At 64.8% G+C, this 15,284-nt stretch carries 12 protein-coding genes; 6 read left to right on the top strand and 6 right to left on the bottom strand.

The window, feature by feature from the left end:
• Positions 1–42 precede the first annotated feature (42 nt).
• The 5 genes from tssE (at position 43) to ACXZ1M_RS04330 (ending at position 6,415) form a co-directional block, all read left to right on the top strand.
• Positions 43–504 (top strand): type VI secretion system baseplate subunit TssE, encoded by a 462-nt coding sequence (gene tssE / locus ACXZ1M_RS04350; protein ID WP_459051973.1) that lies wholly within the window; start codon positions 43–45, stop codon positions 502–504.
• Positions 501–3,062 (top strand): type VI secretion system ATPase TssH, encoded by a 2,562-nt coding sequence (gene tssH / locus ACXZ1M_RS04345; RefSeq protein ID WP_459051972.1) that lies wholly within the window; start codon positions 501–503, stop codon positions 3,060–3,062. Before tssE ends, tssH begins: the two co-directional genes overlap by 4 nt.
• A gap of 9 nt (positions 3,063–3,071) precedes the next feature.
• Complete coding sequence (tssA, locus tag ACXZ1M_RS04340; protein WP_459051971.1) at positions 3,072–3,932, top strand: type VI secretion system protein TssA; 861 nt, start codon at positions 3,072–3,074, stop codon at positions 3,930–3,932.
• A gap of 102 nt (positions 3,933–4,034) precedes the next feature.
• Positions 4,035–5,747, top strand: coding sequence for a methyl-accepting chemotaxis protein (locus ACXZ1M_RS04335; protein ID WP_459051970.1), 1,713 nt, complete (start codon positions 4,035–4,037; stop codon positions 5,745–5,747).
• 41 nt (positions 5,748–5,788) lie between these two features.
• The gene (locus ACXZ1M_RS04330) at positions 5,789–6,415 is read left to right on the top strand and encodes a tRNA-uridine aminocarboxypropyltransferase (protein ID WP_459051969.1); all 627 of its coding nucleotides are present in this window, start codon (positions 5,789–5,791) and stop codon (positions 6,413–6,415) included.
• On the opposite strand, the gene ACXZ1M_RS04325 is transcribed toward ACXZ1M_RS04330, so the two are convergent.
• The 3 genes from ACXZ1M_RS04325 to ACXZ1M_RS04315 are packed head-to-tail and all read right to left on the bottom strand — an operon-like array spanning position 6,399 to position 11,730.
• On the bottom strand, positions 6,399–9,281 hold the full coding sequence (locus ACXZ1M_RS04325; protein ID WP_459051968.1) for an Hsp70 family protein: 2,883 nt from the start codon (positions 9,279–9,281) through the stop codon (positions 6,399–6,401). The genes ACXZ1M_RS04330 and ACXZ1M_RS04325 overlap by 17 nt on opposite strands.
• A gap of 2 nt (positions 9,282–9,283) precedes the next feature.
• Positions 9,284–11,131, bottom strand: a complete 1,848-nt coding sequence (locus tag ACXZ1M_RS04320; protein ID WP_459051967.1) for an Hsp70 family protein — start codon at positions 11,129–11,131, stop codon at positions 9,284–9,286.
• Positions 11,128–11,730, bottom strand: coding sequence for a DUF2760 domain-containing protein (locus ACXZ1M_RS04315; protein WP_459051966.1), 603 nt, complete (start codon positions 11,728–11,730; stop codon positions 11,128–11,130). The genes ACXZ1M_RS04320 and ACXZ1M_RS04315 overlap by 4 nt, the downstream gene beginning before the upstream one ends.
• Positions 11,731–11,904: 174 nt before the next feature.
• On the opposite strand from ACXZ1M_RS04315, the gene ACXZ1M_RS04310 reads away from it, so the two are divergent.
• The gene (locus tag ACXZ1M_RS04310; protein ID WP_459051965.1) at positions 11,905–13,026 is read left to right on the top strand and encodes a PA0069 family radical SAM protein; all 1,122 of its coding nucleotides are present in this window, start codon (positions 11,905–11,907) and stop codon (positions 13,024–13,026) included.
• Here ACXZ1M_RS04310 and ACXZ1M_RS04305 read toward each other — a convergent pair.
• The 3 genes from ACXZ1M_RS04305 to ACXZ1M_RS04295 form a co-directional block, all read right to left on the bottom strand.
• Positions 13,018–13,581, bottom strand: a complete 564-nt coding sequence (locus ACXZ1M_RS04305; RefSeq protein WP_459051964.1) for a gamma-glutamylcyclotransferase — start codon at positions 13,579–13,581, stop codon at positions 13,018–13,020. The two genes, ACXZ1M_RS04310 and ACXZ1M_RS04305, sit on opposite strands and share 9 nt — an antisense overlap.
• Before the next feature lie 47 nt (positions 13,582–13,628).
• On the bottom strand, positions 13,629–14,195 hold the full coding sequence (locus ACXZ1M_RS04300; protein WP_459051963.1) for an FMN-dependent NADH-azoreductase: 567 nt from the start codon (positions 14,193–14,195) through the stop codon (positions 13,629–13,631).
• Positions 14,196–14,294: 99 nt separating this feature from the next.
• Positions 14,295–15,209 carry a LysR family transcriptional regulator gene (locus tag ACXZ1M_RS04295; RefSeq protein ID WP_459051962.1) on the bottom strand — a complete coding sequence of 305 codons (915 nt, stop codon included), beginning with the start codon at positions 15,207–15,209 and terminating at the stop codon, positions 14,295–14,297.
• Positions 15,210–15,284 lie beyond the last annotated feature (75 nt).

Raw genomic sequence — 15,284 nt, 5'->3', positions numbered from 1 at the left:
AAGCCAGGCCGTTCAGGCCTGGCTCTTTTTCGAAGGCATGGCATGAACGGCTTTACTCCCGGCCTGCTGGACCGATTGCTCGGCCAGGCGGCGCCCCGCATGTCGCTGGAACAGTTCAAGGACGGCGTCGCGAGCGATCTGGAAGACCTGCTGAACACCCGCTGCGCGCTGCCAGAGGAAATGATGCGCGCCTATCCCGAATGCGCGCGCTCCATCGCCAACTACGGCCTGTTGGATTTCGCCGGCATGTGCTTGAGCAGCGGCGAAGACCGTGCCCGCATCTGCGCCGCGCTGAAAGCGGCGATCGAACGACATGAACCGCGCCTGCGCAATGTGCAGGCACGCCTGGAACACGAACCCGGCTCCATCAACCGCGTGCGCTTCGCCATCTACGGCACGCTGGCCGGATTGACTTACACCGAAGCCGTCAGCTTTGACGCGGTGCTGCAACCGTCATCGCTGCATTACTCGATTAACCGCAGCGCACGCGGAGGCCGCAAATGAACCTGAAATCGCTGATCGGAAAACTGAATGACACCACGCGCATCGCCACCACCCGCGCCGCCAGCATCTGCGTGGCGCTTGGGCAGCACGAAGTGGAGGTGGAACACCTGTTCCTGGCCCTGCTGGAGCAGGAGCGCTGCGACCTGGCGCTGATAGCCCGGCAGTGCAGTGTCAACGTGGAGGCGCTGGAGGCGGACCTGCACCATGAGATCAGCCAGTTCAAGGGCGGTAGCACGCGCACGCCGGTGTTCTCGCGCCATCTGCCGCTGCTATTGGAACATGCATGGCTGATCGCTTCGCTGGCGACGCCACCGGACCAGATCCGAAGCGGGCACCTGCTGGCGGCTCTGCTGACCGATCCCGAACTGGAACAACTGGCGCTGCGCGCCTCGCAGCAGTTCGCCAAATTCCCCATCGACGACATCAAACACAAACTGGAGAAGTACACCCATGGCTCGCAGGAAGAAACGGCCGCAGCCCCAGCAACCGCCGCCGCTCCGCTTGCCGGCGCCGCACGCACGCCGGCGCTGGACCAATACACCACCAGCCTGACGCGCTTGGCCGCCGAAGGCAAGCTCGATCCCGTGATCGGCCGCGAAAGCGAGATCCGCCAGTTGGTGGACATCCTGCTGCGCCGTCGCCAGAACAATCCCATCTTGACCGGCGAGGCCGGCGTCGGCAAGACGGCGGTGGTGGAAGGCCTGGCGCTACGCGTGGCCGCCGGCGACGTGCCGGCCGCGCTGAAGGATGTGGCGATCCACACACTGGATATGGGCCTGTTGCAGGCCGGCGCCAGCGTCAAGGGCGAGTTCGAGAATCGCCTGAAAAACCTCATCGACGAAGTGAAGCAAAGCCCGCGCGCCGTCATCTTGTTCATCGATGAGGCGCACACAATGATCGGCGCGGGCGGCGCGGCGGGACAGAACGACGCCGCCAACCTGCTCAAGCCTGCGCTGGCGCGCGGCGAGCTGCGCACCATCGCCGCCACCACCTGGAGCGAGTACAAGAAATACTTCGAGAAGGATGCCGCACTGGCGCGGCGCTTCCATGTGGTGAAAGTGGAGGAGCCGAGCGAAGACATCGCCAGCGCCATGCTGCGCGCCATGGCGCCGCTGATGGAGATGCACTTCGGCGTGCGCGTCCGCGATGAAGCGGTGACGGAAGCTGTGCGGCTATCGCATCGCTACATCAGCGGGCGGCAGTTGCCGGACAAGGCGGTCAGTGTGCTCGATACGGCCTGCGCGCGCGTGGCGCTGGCGCAGAGCGGCACGCCGGCATTGCTGGAAGACGCGACAAAGCGCATGGAACGCATCGACGCCGAAATCGCCGCGCTGCGGCGCGAGGATGGCCCGGCGGCCCGCGTGCAGCAACTGGAGGCGAGCCACGCGGCCCTCAAGGCGGAACATGCGCGTCACACCCAACGCTGGCAGCGCGAACAATCCATCGTGGCTGACATCGCGCGCCGCCGCAGCGACGGCCCCGATCAGGTGCGCGCACTGAAGCAGGAACTGGCGGCGCTGCAGGGCGAAACGCCGATGGTGCCGGTGGAAGTGGATGGTGCCACCGTGGCCGCCATTGTCTCCGGCTGGACCGGCATCCCGTTGGGGAAAATGGTCAAGGACGAAATCCGCACCGTGCTGTCGCTGCAGGATGCACTGCAGGCCCGCATCCTCGGCCAGCCGCAGGCGATAGCGGCCGTGGCGCAGCGCGTGCGCACGGCGCGCGCCAATCTCGATGATCCCAACAAGCCAAAAGGCGTGTTCCTGTTCGTCGGTCCGTCCGGCGTCGGCAAGACCGAGACGGCGCTGGCGCTGGCCGACCTGCTGTACGGCGGCGAGCGCAAACTCATCACCATCAACATGAGCGAATATCAGGAAGCGCACAGCGTCTCCGGCCTGAAAGGCTCGCCGCCCGGTTACGTCGGCTACGGACAGGGCGGCGTGCTGACCGAAGCCGTGCGCCGCAATCCCTACAGCGTGGTGCTGCTGGACGAAATCGAAAAAGCCCACCCGGATGTGCTCGAACTTTTTTTCCAGGTGTTCGACAAAGGCGTGATGGACGACGCCGAAGGCCGCGAAATCGACTTCCGCAACACCATCATCATCGCCACCGCCAACGCCGGTTCCGCCACCATCATGCAGGCCTGCCTGAACAAGGAAGCGCCGCCGGATGCTGAGGCGCTGGAACAGCTGCTGCGTCCCCAACTGGTGAAGCATTTCAAGCCGGCCTTCCTCGGCCGCGTGAAAGTGGCGCCGTACTACCCGATTCCCGATGCGGTGCTGGCGCAGATCATCGCGCTGAAACTGGCGCGCATCGCGCAGCGTATCGCCGACCACCACCATGCCGAGTTCACTTACGAGCCTTCGCTGGTGGAGGCCGTGCTGGCGCGCTGCACCGAAGTCGATTCCGGCGCGCGCAATGTGGACCACATCCTCAACGGCACGCTGCTGCCGGAAATCGCGCAGGCGGTGCTGGAGAAGATGGCGCAGGAAGAGCGCATCGCACGCATCAAGGTCAGCGCCAACAGCAAGGGCCAGTTCAAATACATCGTCAAATAGGAGACCTCCATGCTCAGCATCGATCAACTGCTGCAACCGGTCAGCGCGGAGCGCCGGTGCGGCGACGACATTTCCTTCAGCCACGAAGTGGACGAAGTGGCGCAAGCGCGCGAGCATGACGATCCCACGCTGGACCAGGGCGAATGGGAAACCGCGCTGAAGGAAGCTGATTGGTCCTTCGTCGCCAGCCGCTGCGCGCAACTGATCGCCACGCGCAGCAAGCACCTGCAACTGGCTGCATGGCTGGCCGAAGCGCTGGCCAAGACGCGGGGCCTGCGCGGCCTCGGCGAGGGCTACGCGGTGTTGGCCGGCTTGTGCGAGCAGTATTGGACCGACCTATATCCGCTGGTCGATGACGGCGACTACGATCAGCGCATCGGCAACCTGTTTTGGCTGCTCAGCCGCACACCGGCGCTGGTGCAGGAATGCGCCGCGCCGGTCCTGGCCGACGCCGAATTTTGCCTCGAAGCGCTGACCGCGTTCGAGCGCGTGGTGGATACGCAACTGGGCGCCGATGGTCCCGGCTTCACGCCGGCGAAGGAGGCGGTGCAGGCCGTGATCCGCAATCTGGCGCCGCGTACCCAGTTCGCTGTGGTCGATGCGGGCGGCAATTCCGATGGCGCCGCCGTTGCCAGTCCGGCCATGTTGCCCGGCGCCGGCCTGCAAAATCGCACCCAGGCTCTCCAGCAATTACGCCTGATCGCCGACTATTTCCGCCGTACCGAACCGCACAGTCCGGTTGCCTATCTGGCCGACCGCGCGGCCAGCTGGGGCGAGATGCCGCTGCACGTCTGGCTGCGCGCCGTGATCAAGGATCCGGCCGCCATGGCCGGCGTGGAGGACTTGCTGGGGGCTTCATCCACGGAATAATGCTGCGCCGCAGCGCTAAATATTTCTTTTGATGCTATAGATTGTGGACAAATAGTGCTAGCATAAACTGGGCAATCCAGACTATTCGCTAGGGAGTTCGCTATGAACAATCTCAAAATCGGCACCCGGCTGGGCTTCGGTTTTTCGCTTATTTTATTACTGCTGGTTGCAATGACCGCCATCGGCATCCTGCGCCTGAGCAGCGCCAGCAACAAGACCGATGAAATGATCAACGTGAAGATCCGTGATCAGCGCATGATTGCCGAGTGGGGCAAGATCATCGAAGTGAACGCCGCGCGCACCACCGGCGCCTTCATGGTGAAAGACGCTGCGGACCAGAAGAAACTTGAAGCGTTGATGGCCGAATCGTCCGGCCGCGCCACGCAGATCCAGGACCAGATCGGCGCCAACATCGATGACGAAGACCTCAAGCCTGTCTTCAAGCAGGTACTCGACACGCGCAAAACCTACACCGATTTCCGCAAAGCCGTCTTCACCGCCAAGAACGCCGGCGACCTCGAAGGCTCGGCCAAAATCTATGAAGGCGACATGACCCAGAGCCGCATCCGCTACCTCGCGGCGCTGAAGGCTTTCTCCGACAAGCAGGCCGCCTCGCTGGATGCGACGGCGGTCGAGATTCAGAAGCAGTACCAGAGCGGCCGTACTTTGCTGGTGCTGCTCGGCGTGGCGGCGATCGCGATGGGCGCATTTGCCGCATGGTGGATCACGCGCACCATCACGCAGCCGATCAATGAAGCGGTGAAGGTGGCGGAGACCGTGTCGTCGGGCGACCTGACCAGCGACATCCAGGTTCACAGCAACGACGAAACCGGCCAGTTGATGAACGCCTTGAAGACCATGAACACCAACCTGGTGAACATCGTCGGCCAGGTGCGCAACGGCACCGATCTGATTGCGACGGCGTCCACCGAAATCGCCGCCGGCAACCAGGACCTGTCCTCGCGCACCGAGGAGCAAGCCAGCTCGCTGGAGGAAACCGCGTCCTCGATGGAGCAGCTGACGTCCACTGTGCGCTTCAATGCGGAGAATGCGCGGCAAGCGAACGAGCTGGCGATCAGCGCGTCGGAGATCGCCACGCGTGGCGGTTCGGTGGTGGGCGAGGTGGTCAACACCATGGGCTCCATCAATGATTCGTCGCGCAAGATCGTGGACATTATTTCGGTCATCGACGGCATCGCCTTCCAAACCAATATCCTGGCCTTGAACGCGGCGGTGGAGGCTGCGCGCGCCGGCGAGCAGGGGCGCGGCTTTGCCGTGGTGGCCTCGGAAGTACGCAACCTGGCGCAGCGTTCGGCCGCTGCCGCCAAGGATATCAAAGGCCTGATCAACGATTCGGTGCAAAAGGTGCAGATCGGCTCCGAACTGGTGGACAAGGCCGGCCAGACGATGGACGAAATCGTCCAGAGCATCAGCCGCGTTACGCAGATCATGACGCAGATCAGCAATGCCAGCGAAGAGCAAAGCCTCGGCATCGCGCAGGTGAACGATGCGATTACGCAGATGGACCAGGTAACGCAGCAGAATGCCGCGCTGGTCGAGGAAGCGGCCGCGGCGGCCGAATCGATGCAGGAGCAATCGGCCAAGCTGGCCGACGTGGTCAGCGTGTTCAAGCTTGATGGCATGAGCGCGGCGCCGGCTTTGTCGAGGCCAGCGCGGGCAAAGGTGTCGGCGCCGGCCAAAGCCCTGCCGCGCCGCACGACTGCGGTGGCCGTGGCCAAGCCTGCGGCTGAGCAGCGCAAGACCGCAGCCACCACCAGCGATGCCAACGGCGCCGATGGCTGGGAGGAGTTTTAAGCTGAAGGTTTAGCCATACAGCCGCAGTACAATAGCGGTCTATGAATACCGCCAGCACCGAAGTCCCCGCGCGGCGCGCTATGTGCGCCGCATGCCTGCGCCCCCGGCAGACCTGCATCTGCCGCTGGGTGACAGCGCTGCCCAATCAGGTGGAAGTCCTGATTCTTCAACATCCCATGGAAGTCGGCAACGCCAAGGGCAGCGCGCGCCTGCTGCATTTGAGCTTGTCCAACAGCCGGCTGGAAGTCGGGGAGCAATTCGATCAAGCGCAGTTGCAGGCGTGGCTGTCGCCGCAGCGGCGCAGCGTGCTGCTGTATCCTGACACCGAAGACGCCGCGCTGGGCCTGGCCGCGCCGCAGTCCTTCGATCCGGCGTGGCTGGATCAGCCGCTGCGCCTGGTGGTGCTCGATGGGACCTGGCGCAAAAGCCGCAAGATGCTCTACCTGAATCCTCTGCTGCAAGCCTTGTCGCGACTACCCTTGCGCGACACGCCGCCATCGCACTACCTGATACGCAAGGCGCACCTGCCGGATCAGCTATCGACGCTGGAAGCGACCGTCTACGCGCTGGCGCAGCTGGAAAACGATATCAACAAATTCAATCCGCTGATCGAAGCGTTTGACGGCTTCGTGGCGCAGCAGGCGGGCTACGTCAAGAAATCAGTTTAAGGCCAGGCGGCAGGGCGTCGCCCAGCATGCGTTTTTCGTCGGACTGGTCGAGCTGCATCACCTCGCGCACCATAGCGCTCCAGTTGGCCGGAGCGCCTACGCCGGTCAATCGGCGCAGCACTTCGGCGCGCAGCGTTTCATTGATGTCGCGCGAGCGGTCGCCGGTCATGCGCGCCAGGTGGGCGGCGGCAAAGCCGGCCGGTTCCACCTTCTTCCAATCCAATGCCAGCACGGCGGCCAGCCATTGTTCGACGATGGATGTGTCGACCACGTCGTGCGCGCTGCCGTGGAAGGGCTGGCGCGCGCCGACGCGGCTCAGGCCCCACAGGAAGCGGCCCTGCGTCGCCTCGGCCTTGGCCAGGTCGGCGGTGCCGCTGCGGGTCTTGTTGGCGGCGGCTTTGATTGCGGACTTGCCGGCCCGGTGCAACTGCTCCAGCATCCACACGCCGATTTCGGCCTTGTAGTTGCCGGGAATGCGCTCCAGTGAAGCGCCCAGGCGCAACATGTCTTCCTCGCTGCCGTTGACCAGCGTGACGGGACGGCGGCCGCGTTCTGCGGCATCGGCCTGCACATTGAAAGCGAAATCGTCCAGCACGCGCAGCTGCGCTTCCACGCTCAAGCCACCGGAGACGCGACGCCACAACGTCCACCATTCGGCGCACACCTGGCTGTCCTTGTGGTTTTGCACGCCGCCTTCAAACACGGCCCACAGCTGCTCGATGCGCCATTCGTCCAGCATGTGGCCGAACCCGGGACGTAGACAGTAGCCGCTCAGGTTGAGCCATGCGCGTTCATGCTCGGATGAGCGGCGTCGGCCCTTGGCGCGCTCCATCAGCGCATCGAACAGGCGGCGCAACAGGGGAGTGGCCCAGCTTTCGCGGCTGCCCAGCAGATGCTCCAGTTGCGTGCGCAGTTGTTTCACTTCCTTGGGATCGACCTGCTGCGAGCGGCTGCCGAAGATGCGGTCGATCTTTTCGATGGCTGCGGCCAGGCCGGCTGGCATTGCCGCCTGTTCGCTGTCCGCTTCCGCCGATTCTGCTGCGGCATCACCGCGCAGCTGGAACTCCAGCAGCCAGCGTTGCGCGTCGTCCTTGGCGACGCAGTGCACGTCGAGTGTGCCCACTTCGCTCAGTGTGGCGGCCAGCTGCACAGGGATTTCCTTGCGGGCGTCGGCGGCGCTGCTGTCGCGCAGGACTGTGGCGATGGGTGGTAGTTCGATGTAATCGTCCGGCTGCAGCTCCACCACGTCGCCGGCTTGCGGCGCTTCCGCCGTCGACGAGGCGAGGTGGAAGCGCACCGGACGTCCGAGGCGCAACGCGAAGCTGCGGTCGGCCAGCAGCACTTCGCGGTTTTCAGCGGCGCCGCGTGGCAGGATGCAGACGGCGCGGCGCGCCTGGCCCGGCTTGGCCGCGTCGTCCAGCAGCAGGAAATAGCTGCGCGCCGAACCGCCGCCGATCACCGGCGCCTGGCCGGCCTGGCCCAAGGCATAGGCGACGCCGCCGCGTGCGACGGCGACGTCGGGATTGTCGTTGTGCAGAACGCGCAGCGGTTGCTGGCGCCAGCCTGCGAGCGCGGCTTCCAGCCTGCGCGCCAGCGCGTCGGCGCGGAACACGCCGCCGTTGAGCAGCAGCGTGTCCGGGATAGGCACGGCGTCGCTGTCCGCCGGCAGGCCGAGGGCCTCGCGCGCCGTGGCGGCGTGCTGGCGCAGGAACTCCGCCAGGTGGCGCGTGATGGCTGCGTCGCTGGCATAGGGCAGGCCGAATTCGACGATGGCGCCGCGTCCGCGCTTGGCCGGCTCCTGCGTTTCGTTCAATGGGAAGAAGCCGTCCACCACCAGCGCGGCGACTTCATCGCGTGTGAGGTCGGCGGAGCGTGCGCCGCCGATCAGCTTCGAGCCAGAGCCCAGCAGCGTGACGGTGGTGCGCTCCGGCGCATCGGCCGCCAGCAGCAGTTCCTTGGCGGCGCGGCAGCGCTCCGCCAGCTGCGACAGGCGGCTGGCCGATAGCCGCGCGCCTGCTTCGCCGCCGGTGCCGCCACCCATGCGCGATTCGGCGAGGTGGGCGAGGGCGAGGTCCATATTGTCGCCGCCGAGGATCAGGTGATTGCCGACGCCGATGCGGCTGATCGCCGGCTGGCCATCAGCGGAGCTTTCCACCTTCATCAAACTGAAGTCAGTGGTGCCGCCGCCGACGTCGCACACCAGCACCAGGCGTGTGTCCGCCAACTGCTCGCTCAACGTGGCGCGCTGGTTGAACAGCCAGTCGTAAAAGGCCGCCTGCGGTTCTTCGAGCAAGCGCAGGGACGTCAGCCCGGCCATGCGCGCCGCCTCCAGTGTCAACGCGCGCGCGCCCTCATCGAAGGATGCCGGAATGGTGAGGACGAGTTGCTGCTTTTCCAAAGGCTGTGCAGGGAAACGCGTATTCCACGCGCTGCGCAAATGCGCCAGATAGGAAGCACTGGCCGCCACCGGCGACACCTTGGCCACGCCGGCCTCCGCGCCCCATGGAAGGATAGGCGCCATGCGATCGACCTGCGGATGCGAGAGCCAGCTTTTGGCGCTGGAGACCAGCCGCCCCGGCACCTGCGCACCGAGCTTGCGGGCGAGGACGCCGACAATGGCCGGTGCATGGTTCTGCCCTTCATCCGGCGTCCGCTGCTGCGGCCATGGCAACTGCAGATCGCCGTCCGCCAGCTCGCCCGGCGCCGGGTGATAGCGCAAGGACGGCAGCAACGCCGCTGCACCGATCTCGCCGGGCGCCGTCAGCTGCTCGATATCGAACAGCCTTATCTCGGCGCTGCCGGCTTCCGCATAGGCCATCACCGTGTTGGTGGTGCCCAGATCGATGCTGACGACGTATTTGCTCATGCTCAGGCGGCGCTGCGGACGTCGAACTCCACCTTCCAGCGCTGACCATCGGTGCCCACGGCCAGCAGCTCCAGCGTGCCCGACTCGGTCGCCATCGCATGCAGGCGCACCTGCACCACATCGCCGGCCTGACGGCCTTCCGGCGACAGGTTGGCCTGGATCTCGTTCATCTCGATCAATTCATCCGGACCCCAGAAATCGAGCAGGTCGCCGATCTGGTCCTGGCGGCGCACGGAAGAACCGAAGAAGCGGAATTGCACCGGCTCGCCCACCACCAGGCCGAACTCCTGGTTCGGCAATTCGATCTCGCTGCCTTCCTCCATGCCGAACGGCGCCACGCACAGCGCCTGGATCGGCGGTTCCATGCCTGGAATCGCCGGCATCGCCGACTCGATCGCCACGTAGTACGAACGCGCCGTGCCGCCGCGAATGCGCACGCCGCTGCCGCGTCGCACGTAGCTGTAGTAAGCCGCGCCGCGCGCCACCGCCAGGTCCAGATCGGCGCCGGCCAGCATGCGCGCAGGCTCCGCACCTTCCATGTACAGCCAGTCGTTCAGCGTGCCCATGATGCGTTGTGCCAGCAGGTCCGACTTGAACACGCCGCCGTTGAACAGCACTGCGGTCGGATGCAGGAACGTCGCTTCGGCGCTTTGCTTGCCGGCGTAGCCTTCCAGTTCAGACGTGGCGCCAACCTGACGCGCCAGGAACGCAGCCAGATGGCGCGTGACGCCAGCGTCCTGCGCATACGGCAGGCCAAGCTGCGTCAGGCCCGCGCGGGTACGCACGGCCGGACGCGCCGCCGCATCCACTTGCGGGAAGAAACCGTCCAGGATGAAGGTGGTCACTTCGTCGCGCGTCAGTTCGGTGCGGATCGAACCGCCGATCAGTTTCGAGCCACGGCTCGGCACCACGATAGGCCAGGTGGCCACGGTTTCATCGGCCAGCAGTTTTTCCTTGGCGCTGCGGCAGCCGTAGGTCAGCGCGCGCATCTGCCATGCATCCAGTTGCGTGCCGTTGGCGGCCAGCTTGCGCGCCACCAGATGGGCCAGCGCCAGATCCATATTGTCACCGCCGAGCAGAATGTGGTCGCCCACCGCGATGCGGTGCGGTTCCAGCACGCCGTCGCGTTCCAGCACGGCGATCAGCGAAAAGTCGCTGGTGCCGCCGCCCACGTCCACCACCAGGATCACGTCGCCCGGCTTGACTTCCTTGCGCCAGCGGCCTTCGCTGCCCTGGATCCAGCTGTACAAGGCCGCTTGCGGTTCTTCCAGCAGCGTGAGGTTGGTATAGCCGGCGGCGCGTGCCGCTTCGGCGGTTAGTTCGCGCGCCCCAGGATCGAAGGATGCGGGGATCGTCACCGTTACCGACTGCTCGCCGAAAGGTGCGTCAGGGTGCGCCTGCTCCCACGCCTTGCGCAGGTGGGACAGGTAGCGCGTGGACGCTTGCAGCGGCGAGACGCGCGTCACTTCTTCCGGCGCGTCGTTCGGCAGCAGGGCGGAGCGGCGATCGACGCCGGGATGACTCAACCAGCTCTTGGCGCTGGAGACCAGGCGGATCGGCGTGGTGGCGCCACGGCTGCGCGCCATCTCGCCGGCCACGCCGGTTTGCTCTTCCGCGCTTTGCTGCCACGGCAGATTGTTCTCGCCCGGCGCCAGTTCGTCGGCGTGCGGCAGGTAGAGGAAGGACGGCAGCAGCGGCAGTTCTTCGATGGTGCCCGGTGCGGTCAGCTGCGGAATGGCCAGCACGCCGTGCTGGGTTTTCTCGCCGTCGCTGGCTTGCAGGTTCACATACGACAGCGCGCTGTGGGTGGTGCCAAGGTCGATGCCGATGGCGTAACGTGGATCGCTCACAGTTCCACCTCCGCCGGCGCCAGGATCGAGGCGTCATGCGCTTCCGCCAGTTTCGGCAGGCGCACTTCGGCCGAGCGCCAGCCGCGATGGCTCAAGGCGCCACGGAACGGCGCCTTGCCGACCACGTTGCCGGTCAGGCGCACGGCGGCGGCGTCGAAGCCTTCCGGCAGTTCGATGCGGCTGCCTTCGGCTTCGCTGCGCACCGGCTGGATGGTGAAGTGTTCGCGCAGGACTTTGGCGCAGCCTTCGTGCACCACGCGCGCGGCGGCGCCGATGTCGGCGTCGGAATAGGCGCTCAGGTTTTCCTGGGTGAAGTCGATCAGGCGTGCTTCGCGCTGGAACAGCGACAGCAGCTGCAGGGCGGCGTCAGGCGTGGCGACGCGCAGAGTGATCGGCGCTGGAGCTGGAGCTGGAGCTGGAGCCGGAGCGGGTGCCGGCGCTGGGGCAGGTGCGACCGGTGCGGCGCTCGGCTGCGGCGTGTCGTCGATGCGGTTCAGGCGCGCGGCGTACTCAGCGTCGGACAGGGCGCGGAAGAAGGCGCCAATGGCAATCGAAATCCGGCTGAAGAAAGACGGCAAAGGTTGATTGGAATTGTTCATGTTTTTACTCGCTGTTAGGTTGCCGAACGCTGCGCTGGGCGCGCGTTGTGGCGAAGCCCGGCATGATACTTGATATTTCCCTTGATATGGCGGTTTGGAGCGCCTAGAATACTGTACATACATACAGTATCCGAGTGCCCCATGTCCCACGATGAAAACAATCAAGAGCACGTTATGCCGCCGCCGCCCTCGCTCAAGGCGCAAAAAGGACGGGGCGCGGTGTCCAACATGCAAGGCCGTTACGAACTGAACGCCCGCGAAGCCTATGACGACGGCTGGGAGCGGGAGGAAGAGGAGGTCAAGCCATGGAAAACCCAGGTAACCGAGGAAATCTGCCGTTCCATTCTCAGCCGCAACGCCTCGCCGGATCTGCCCTTCAGTGTATCGCTGAATCCCTATCGCGGCTGCGAGCACGGTTGCATTTATTGTTTTGCGCGGCCTACGCACAGCTATCTGGGCTTGTCGCCGGGCATGGAATTCGAGAGCAAGATCTTCGCCAAGATCAACGCGCCGGAGATGTTGCGGCGCGAGCTGGCTAAGCCCGGCTACGAACCGCAATCGATCGCGCTGGGCGTCAACACGGACGCCTACCAGCCCTGCGAGCGCCAGCTCAAGCTCACACGCCGCGTGTTGGAAGTGCTGCAGGAATGCCAGCACCCGGTGGGTCTGATCACCAAGTCCTCGTTGATCGAACGCGACATCGACATCCTGGCGCCGATGGCGGCCAAGCAGCAGGCTGGCGTGGCCATCACGCTCACCACGTTGGACCCAGTCATCGCCCGCACGCTGGAGCCGCGCGCAGCGGCCCCCGCGCGCCGCCTGCGCACGATACGCACGCTGACGGACGCCGGCATTCCGGTCGCGGTCAGCATCGCGCCCATCATTCCGTTCATCACCGAGCCTGATATTGAACGGATACTGGAGGCGGTCAAGGAAGCCGGCGCGGTGAGCGCGCACTACACGGTGCTGCGCCTGCCGTGGGAAGTGGCGCCGTTGTTCAAGGAGTGGCTGCAGGCGCACTTTCCTGAACGGGCGCAGCGCGTCATGAACCGCGTGCGTGAAATGCGCGGCGGCAAAGACTACGATAGCAATTTCGACACGCGCATGAAAGGCGAGGGCGTGTGGGCCGAGCTGATCCGCCAACGCGTGAAGATCGCCAGCGAGCGGCTCGGTCTGAGCGGGCATGGCAGCCGTTTCCACCGCATGGACGCTTCGCAGTTTACGCGTCCGCCGGTGGTGCCGCCGCTGGGCGCGCGCGCCAAGGCGGCCGATGCGGGACAGCTCGATTTATTTTAAGGCGGCGAGGTGGCGTTCGATGTCGAACACGTGCTGGTCGTGGCGGCCCAGCTCGCGCAGGGCGGCGGCCAGGTGGTTGAGGTAGTCGCTATTGGGACCGCTCGGGCCGGCGGAGCGGGCGATGTGGGCGGCGATCTCCGCCTCGGAGGCGGCGCCGAGGAAGGCGGTGTTGTCCGGCGTGGCAATGTAGACCAGGCCTTCGACTTGGTCGCCGTCTTCAAAGGTAATGGGGATGGCGAGGCGCAGGTAGCCGTTCTTTTCGCGGTGGTCCAGGTGCACGAACACTTCCGGCGTGACCAGATAGGCCATGCCGTGGCAGATGGCGCCGGCCTCCTCGATCAGGGTGACCACGCGGCCCGGCGCTTCGGGCGTGCCGCGATGATCGTGCGAGCCCTGCCAGAAGCGCCGGGTCCAGCCGCTGATGCTGGCCGGGCGGCGTTGCAGGTAGGGAAAGTCCGCCTTGTAGATCAAGGAGCCATAGCCGAACAGCCACACGCTATGGTGGCCGTCAAACTTGTCCATCATTTGATTGATGGCGATGGTGTTCGCAGTCATGCGCTCAATTATAAAACACCGTTAGAAAAACATCGTTAGCGCTAACATCAGGCCGCGTGCTTGAGCTCCAGAACTTGTTGCAGCGCCGCCTTGCTGCGCACCACGTCCACGCGGATCACGCCCATGTCCTGGAGCGCGGCTTTGAGCTGGTTTTCGTGATTGTCGATCAGTTGGCCTGGATCACCCTGCTCGGTCACGCCACAGCCGGCGGTCACCAGCAGCACGTGCAGGTCGTCGCGGCGCTGGCGCGGGGCGTTGGCGTGCAGCTCCAGCAGGCGGTCCATCCACGCTTTCAGCGTCGATGGCACGGAGTAGTTGTGCATGGGGGCGCCGAGCACCAGTACGTTTGCGTCCTGGAATTCCTGGAGCAGTGAAGCGCTTTGCAGGGCTTCGGCGCGCAGTTCGGCACTCATCGGGATATGGGCATCCCAGCGTTTGCTGATGGCTTGCAACAGCGGGCCGCTGGCGTGCGATAAAGGCGCGGCCGCGAGGTCGCGGTACATGACGGTGGCATGGGGTGCAGCCACCGTCAAGGCAGTGATCGCGGCAGAGGTTATCTGACGCGACGCGGAATGGTCGCCATGGGCGCAGGAGTCGATGTGCAGGATGTTCATAAGTAAAGCATACACAATGCGGGAGCGCTACCACAATGGATTTGCTACCAACTCGCGTTACATACTTGAAACAAATTGTAAGGAAGTCCTTAACTCGCTCTAAACGACGGGCATATGCCATTTATGCGCGGCGACGAACTGGTGCAGAAAAGCCACAAAACTGTCTGCGGCGGGCGACAGCGCGCGCACGCTGCGGGTGTAGACGAAGAAACGCCGGGTCAGCGCCGGCGCTTCCAGCGTGCGCATTTTCAAGCCATACAGCTGTACCATCTTTTCCGCATAGGGCAGGCACACGGTGATGCCCAGCCGCGCGTGCACCATGGACAGCGCCGTGGTCATGAAGGTGACCTCGTTGTAGGGGCTGAGCGACAACTCCCGGAACGACACGTGCACGTCGCGCAACAGCCGTTCGGTGAACTGGCCCTGCAATGAAATGAAGGGATAGCGGTTGACGTCGGCCCAAGTGATGCGCTTGCGCTGGTCCAGCTCGTGGCCTTGCGGATAGACCACCACAAATGGCATCTCGAACAAGGGCTGCGCTTCGATCTCGGCGGTGGCGTCGCGCTCGGGGCCGATGCCGAAGTCCACCTCGCCGCTGAACACGCGCGCCGACACCTGCTCCAGCGGACAATCCGCCAGCCGCACCTGCACCTCCGGATGCAGCTCGCGGTAGGCGGCGATCACCTCCGGCAGCATGGTGCAGGAAAGCATCTGCGGCGCCGCCACCCGCACCGAACCCTGCTTGAGCGCCTTGCGGCTGGCGATGTCGGCCATGGCGCGGTCCAGGTCGTGCAGCATCTTGTCGAACAGCGGATACAGTTCGCGTCCCAGCTCGGAAAGCTGGGTCTTGCGCGTGGTACGCTCGACGACACGCACGCCCAGCATCTGTTCCAGCTCCTTGATCTGGCCGCTCAGGGCCGATTGGGTCACGTTCAGGTGGTCGGCGGCGAGGGTGAAACTGCCGGTCTTGGCCAACGCCACCAGGGCGCGCATTTGCCGCAGGCTGGGATTCATGAGAAATTCTGATAAATGGAAAGATAAATACGATTTGTATGATATCTGAAACTGTCATCTAATGGCGGAATCGAG

The organism is Duganella paludis (genome assembly GCF_054461335.1).
The sequence above is the reverse complement of the archived record's forward strand: the minus strand, read 5'-3'. Positions and strand labels throughout refer to the sequence as shown.